Source organism: Frankia sp. CeRuru1, from assembly GCF_977966315.1.
Window position 1 is genome coordinate 1 of the sequence record NZ_CDWWEW010000349.1, and the last position, 5452, is coordinate 5452.

3 protein-coding genes are annotated in these 5452 nt (G+C 71.3%); 2 read left to right on the forward strand and 1 reads right to left on the reverse strand.

The features are described from left to right. Positions 1 to 54: 54 nt before the first annotated feature. On the reverse strand, positions 55 to 2421 hold the full coding sequence (locus tag AC08OP_RS19970) for a DUF459 domain-containing protein (RefSeq protein ID WP_476615582.1): 2367 nt from the start codon (positions 2419 to 2421) through the stop codon (positions 55 to 57). Positions 2422 to 2610: 189 nt separating this feature from the next. Here AC08OP_RS19970 and AC08OP_RS19975 point away from each other — a divergent pair, with 189 nt between their 5' ends. Together AC08OP_RS19975 and AC08OP_RS19980 are read left to right on the forward strand one after the other, a co-directional pair. Further along, positions 2611 to 3912 (forward strand): glycosyltransferase family 39 protein, encoded by a 1302-nt coding sequence (locus AC08OP_RS19975; RefSeq protein WP_476615584.1) that lies wholly within the window; start codon positions 2611 to 2613, stop codon positions 3910 to 3912. Between the two features lie 123 nt (positions 3913 to 4035). Further along, positions 4036 to 5452: acyltransferase family protein (locus AC08OP_RS19980; RefSeq protein WP_476615583.1), on the forward strand; the 1417-nt coding region annotated here is incomplete at its 3' end.

Below are 5452 nucleotides of genomic sequence, written 5' to 3' on the forward strand. Positions count from 1 at the left end.
CCTGTAGACCGCCCGGTACTGGGCGGAAGGTTAGCGTCGGGTAAAGCGGGTGGGTCAGCCGGGTCCCGCTCCCGTGGTCGGCGTGGTCGGCGCGGGTGCGGCGGCCGCTGGTCCCCGGGCGATCCGGAGAAGCTGGGGAATGATCGCGGCACCGATCCGTCGGGCACCGCCATTGGAGATGTGCACACCGTCGTCGTCGCGTAGCCGGACACCGTCCAGTTCGTCGACGTACTTGTCACCCGGAGTGAGAATCGACGCGATGTCGATCACGGTGACGCCGGGATGGCGGGCCGCCGCGGCCCGCAGCAGCGCGTTGAACCGCACCACCCGTTCGGCCTTCGTCTCCGGGTAGATGCCGCCGTTCGGCGCTTCGGTCGGCTTGAACACCGGGGTCGTCAGGAGCACCACCTTGGCACCCTTGGCACCGAGTGTGTCGATGGCGAGGTCGAGTTCCCGGCCGAGGTAGGCGTCGAACCCCGGATCGCCGATGTGCGTCCACCGGCCGTCCCGCACCTGGTCGGTGATCTCCCAGCGACCGACCAGCAGGATCGCGAGTGCGGGGTTGACCTCGTTCACCCGTTGGGCGAACCGCTGCGGCCACTGGTCGCATCCGTCGGTGGTGGGACCGGCGCTGCCGAGGATGCGCCGCTGCACCCCCCGGGCGACGCCGCACCCCAGCTTGGAGAAGTCGTGGATCTCCATACCCTGCTGGGCGGCCCTCGAGGAGAAGTCGCTGAACCCCAGGGTGAGAGCCACCGAGTCGCCGCCTAGCAGGACCTTGATCGGGGCGTTCCCGCCGGCCTTGACGGCGACGGCCGGTTGTGGGGAGGTCGCCGCCCGCCGCGCCAACGCCTCCAGGTCCGCGGGAGTGCGCACCGACGCCGACGTCCCGGCGGTCGCCAGCAGGATCACCGCGAGCACTCCACCCAGGGCGGCGGGCACCGTCACCCGCGGGACGGGGAAGCGTACTTTGCCCCGCCGGATCGGGTTCTCCACGAGGTGGAATGAGGCCAGGGTGATCGCCAGCGTGGCGGCGAGGCGGAGCCCCAGCAGGACCAGGCCGCTCGTCCCGGTGCGGGTGGCCGTCAGCGTGAGGAAGATCGGCCAGTGCCACAGGTACAGGCCGTACGAGATGCGGCCGACGAAGGTCAGCGGGGCGGTGGCCAGCACCCTCGCCACCGGGCCCCGGGGCGCCTCCACGAGCGAGGCGACCAGCAGCATCACGATGATCGCGACCCCGAGGAAGCCGCCGGCGTAGAGTCCGCGGCTCTCCCCGCTCACCGTTGTCCAGATGAGGATCATCGCAGCCGTGGCGACACAGCCGACGACCGACATGACCGACCGGGCCCGGGCGGAGATCGGGGTCGTCCGCTGGGCCCGCCAGACGGCGAGGGCGGCCCCGGCTAGCAGGGCCTGGGCGCGGCTGTCGGTGCCGTAGTAGATCCGGGAGGGGTCCGTCCCGACCACGAGCAGGGCGAGGCCCACCAGCGCGGAGGCCTCGGCGCCGAGGACCGCGACCGTGAGCGCGAGCGACTGGGCCTTCTGGCGTTGCCGGCGCCAGCGGTCCACAGTCTTCGCGCTGTGCCGCATCAGCAGGTAGACGATCAGCGGCCACAGGACGTAGAACTGCTCCTCAACGGACAGCGACCAGGTGTGCAGCAGCGGCGACGGAGCCGAGAAGTGGTCGAAGTAGCTCTGGTCGGACAGCGCGAAACGCCAGTTTGCGACATAGAGCAGCGTGGAGAGCGCGTCCAGCCGCAGGGTTCCCACGTCGCCGGGGGAGGCGATCCAGCGGGCGTAGGCCGCCACCCCGAGCAGGAGCAGCAGCAGCGCCGGTATCAGGCGGCGGGACCGGCGGATCCAGAAGGTGCGAAGGTCGATGCGCCGGTTGTAGCGGTACTCGGCGATCAGTAGGCCGGTGATGAGGAACCCGGAGAGGACGAAGAAGGTGTCGACGCCGAGCAGGCCGCCGGGCATCCAGGAGACGCCGGCGTGATACGCGATGACGGCCGTGACCGCGAGTGCGCGCAGGCCGTCGAGCGCGGGGGAGTGCCCGAGCGGCGCGAGCACGGGCCCGGTGGCGTCGAGATCCTCCTCGACCCGCTGCGGCCCCGTCGCCTCGCGTGTGCCGGTCCGCGGCCGGGTGCCGGCCCGGGTTCTCGCCCCGGGCGCCGTCGCCGTCCCGGGAGACCGGCGGGGAGGTCCAGCCGGTCTCCGGGTGGCCTCGGGCGCCGGTCGCGTCCCGCCCAGGCGGGTATTGATCGGGGTGGTGTCGGTGGGCTCCGGCCCGGGTGCCACCCGGCGGTGGCGCCCACCGGAGGCGAGCGGGAAGGTGTCGGCGTCGTTGCTGGTCAGCCTCGTTCCCTCCTCGTGGCCGGGGGTTGCGTCGGCTGCGACCTCGCCAGGACATACGACAGGCAAGGCTAATCGCAGCGGCGTGGGAGGACGCACGCACGGTGTGCTCACCGCTGTCGCGGCGGACGCGGTGTCGAGCCGCTATCGGGACATTGGTACCTTCCGCGCGTGTCTGAGACCACGGCGGGGCTCCCCCGGATGGTGGCCCCAGCGCCGACGGTGCCCGCGGGCCACCCCACGCCGGGATTCCCCGTGATGTCGGGATTCTCCGTGGTGCTGGGGCGGGCGCGGCTCGTGCGCTGGCACCTGTGGCTGGCCGCGATCGGGCTGCTCGGTCTCGCCGTCCGCCTGTTCTACCTGTTCCACTGGCTGCATCCGGCGGTCGTGCAGGGAGACCCGTACTACTACCACGAGGCGGCGAACCTCTTCGCCGACGGCCGGGGCTGGCCCGACCCCTACGAACTCGCCCTGTCCGGCCGCTACGTCCCCGACGCCCAGCACCCCCCGCTGACCAGCGTGCTGCTGGCCGTGCCGTCGGTGCTCGGATTCACCAGCTTCCTGTCCCACCAGCTGTTCTCGTGCCTGCTCGGCGTGCTGTCGATCGTGCTCGTCGCCCTCGCCGGGCGGCGGATCGCCGGCCCCGTGACCGGACTGGTGGCGGCCGGGATCGCCGCTGTCTATCCAGGCATGTGGCTCAACGACCCGCTGTTGATGTCGGAGACGACCGGGATCCTCACCTGCGCGTGGATCACCCTTGCCGCCTACCGGTTCCGAGACCGGCGGGGAGCCGCCGACGCCGCCTGGCTCGGAGTGGCCCTCGCGGCGGTGATGCTCGCGCGAGCGGAACTGGCGCTGCTCGCCGTGGTGCTGGTGGTGCCACTCGTCGCGACGGCCCGTGAACTCGCCTGGCGGCGCCGGATCGCCCTGGTGGCCGTCGCGGCGGCGGTGAGCGCGCTCACGATCGCGCCCTGGACGATCTACAACCTGTCCCGGTTCAGTGAGCCGGAATACCTGTCCACCGGGCTCGGCTCCACCCTGGCGGTCACCCACTGCCCGGCCAGCTACTCCGGCCGGTACGTCGGCTGGTGGTCGTTCGACTGCATCCTGGCGTTGCCACCCTCGCCCCAGGAACGCTCCGAACGGGACGTGTTCTACCGCCGGGCCGCGTACGACTACATCAAACACAACGAGCGCAGCCTGCCCCGGGTGGCCGCGGCGCGGCTTGGTCGGACATGGGGGGTCTACCGTCCCTGGCAGCAGGCCCGGCTGGACACCATCGAGCTGCGCCCCCTGGTCCTCAGTAAGGTCGGGATGGTCACGCTGTGGCCGTTGGAGATCGCGGCGCTCGCCGGGGTCGTGGTGCTGCGCCGCCGCCGGGTCGTGCTGCTGCCACTGCTCGCCGTGCCGATCGCGCTGAGCCTCGCCTCGGTCGCGATCTATGGGACGACCCGGTTCCGGGCCGCCGCGGAGCCCGCGATCGTGCTGCTCGCCGCCGTCGCGATCACGGCCGCCGCGCAGTGGCTCGGGCGTCGCGTAGTGGCTCGGGTGTCGCGGTAGGTTCGCGGATCGGCCGGCCGGGTAGAAAAGGGGGGGTTCGCTCGGGGTGCCGACGTGGTCGCGTATACCGGACTGGTACGTTGCCAGGGTGCCGGACCTTGCTGATCTCCGGGCGCTCGGTCGGTGAATGGACCCGCCCTTTCTCTTACGGCCGCAGCCGATTCCGGCGCAGCCGCCGGCCCGGCCGGCACCGCTTCCATCCCCGAACCGCGCACTCCCGCGCCGGTCCGTCCACCCAAGGTCGTCTTCGGCGGCTTCGACGGCCTGCGCGCGATCGCGGCGATTCTCGTGGTCGTCGTGCACACCGCGTTTCCCGCCGGTTTCACCACCAGCAGCCGGCTGGGCCCCTACACCGCCCGGAGTGAGATCGGTGTCGCGGTCTTCTTCCTGATCTCGGGGTTTCTGCTCTACCGCCCGTTCGTCGCCGCCCGGTTCGCCGGCCTCCGCGGCTCGGACGCCGCCGGCTACCTGGTCCGGCGGTTCATGCGGATCGTCCCGCTGTACTGGGTGGCGCTCGCCGTCACCCTGACCGTGGTCAGCAGTAAGCGGGTCGGCGTGCACGGCCTGGCCGGTCTGTTCCAGACGGCATTCTTCGTCCAGGGTTATCAGGAGCACTGGGCGATCCAGGGCCTCACCCAGGCCTGGACCCTGGACGTGGAGGCGGCGTTCTACCTGGCGATACCGGTGTACGCGTGGCTGCTGCGGCGGCGGGACCGCCCGCCCGCCGCCCAGTTACGCGTGGAACTCGCCGCGCTCGCGGTCACGTTCGCCGCAGCCAAGATCGTCCATTATCTGGTGATCCCGTCCACGCAGACCTGGATGAACGGCTGGAACGTCTGGCTGCCGGTCTGGTGGGACCTGTTCGCCATGGGCATGCTGCTCGCCGTGCTCTCGGCCTGGTGCTCCCGGCAGGGCAGGTCGCCGCGCTGGGCCGAGCTGCCCGGCTCGGGCACGGTGTGCTGGGGCATCGCCGCGTTCTTCTACTGGGTGTCGAGCAGGCATCTCGGCCTGCCGCTCGTGCCGATCTTCGAAGCCACGCGGAGCCAGGACATAGGCAAGCACCTGGGCTACGGGTTGTTCGGCTTCTTCCTGCTGCTCCCGGCGGTGTTCGGCCGCAGCGACCGCGGCTGGGTGCGGCCGCTGCTGGCCAGCCGTCCGCTGGCCTTCCTCGGAGCGATCTCGTACGGCATCTATCTGTGGCACTCGGCCGTCATCGACCTGCTGCTGGAGCACAGTGGCTGGCGGCTATGGAAGATCCCCTACCTGCCGTTTCTCCTGGTGGTCCTCACCCTGACCGTCGGGGTCTCCACCGTGACGCACTTTTTGATCGAGCGTCCCTGCATCACCCTCTCCCGGGAGTGGGCCCGGCGGGTCGACAGATGGGTGGCGAGGCGCTTCGAAGGGGCGGCGAGGGGCGGGGAGGGCGGCCTCGTGAGCGGGGCCGGCGGATCGCCGGGCGAGGTCGAGGTGATCGGGAAGCCGGTCGATGGCCCGACGGTGCCACTCGCGTCAGGCATCAGGCCGCTGCGGAACATGACGG

Excerpts from the sequence above, each read along its gene's own strand:
- AC08OP_RS19975 (WP_476615584.1), top strand. The coding sequence starts at position 2,611 with ATGTCGGGATTCTCCGTGGTGCTGGGGCGGGCGCGGCTCGTGCGCTGG.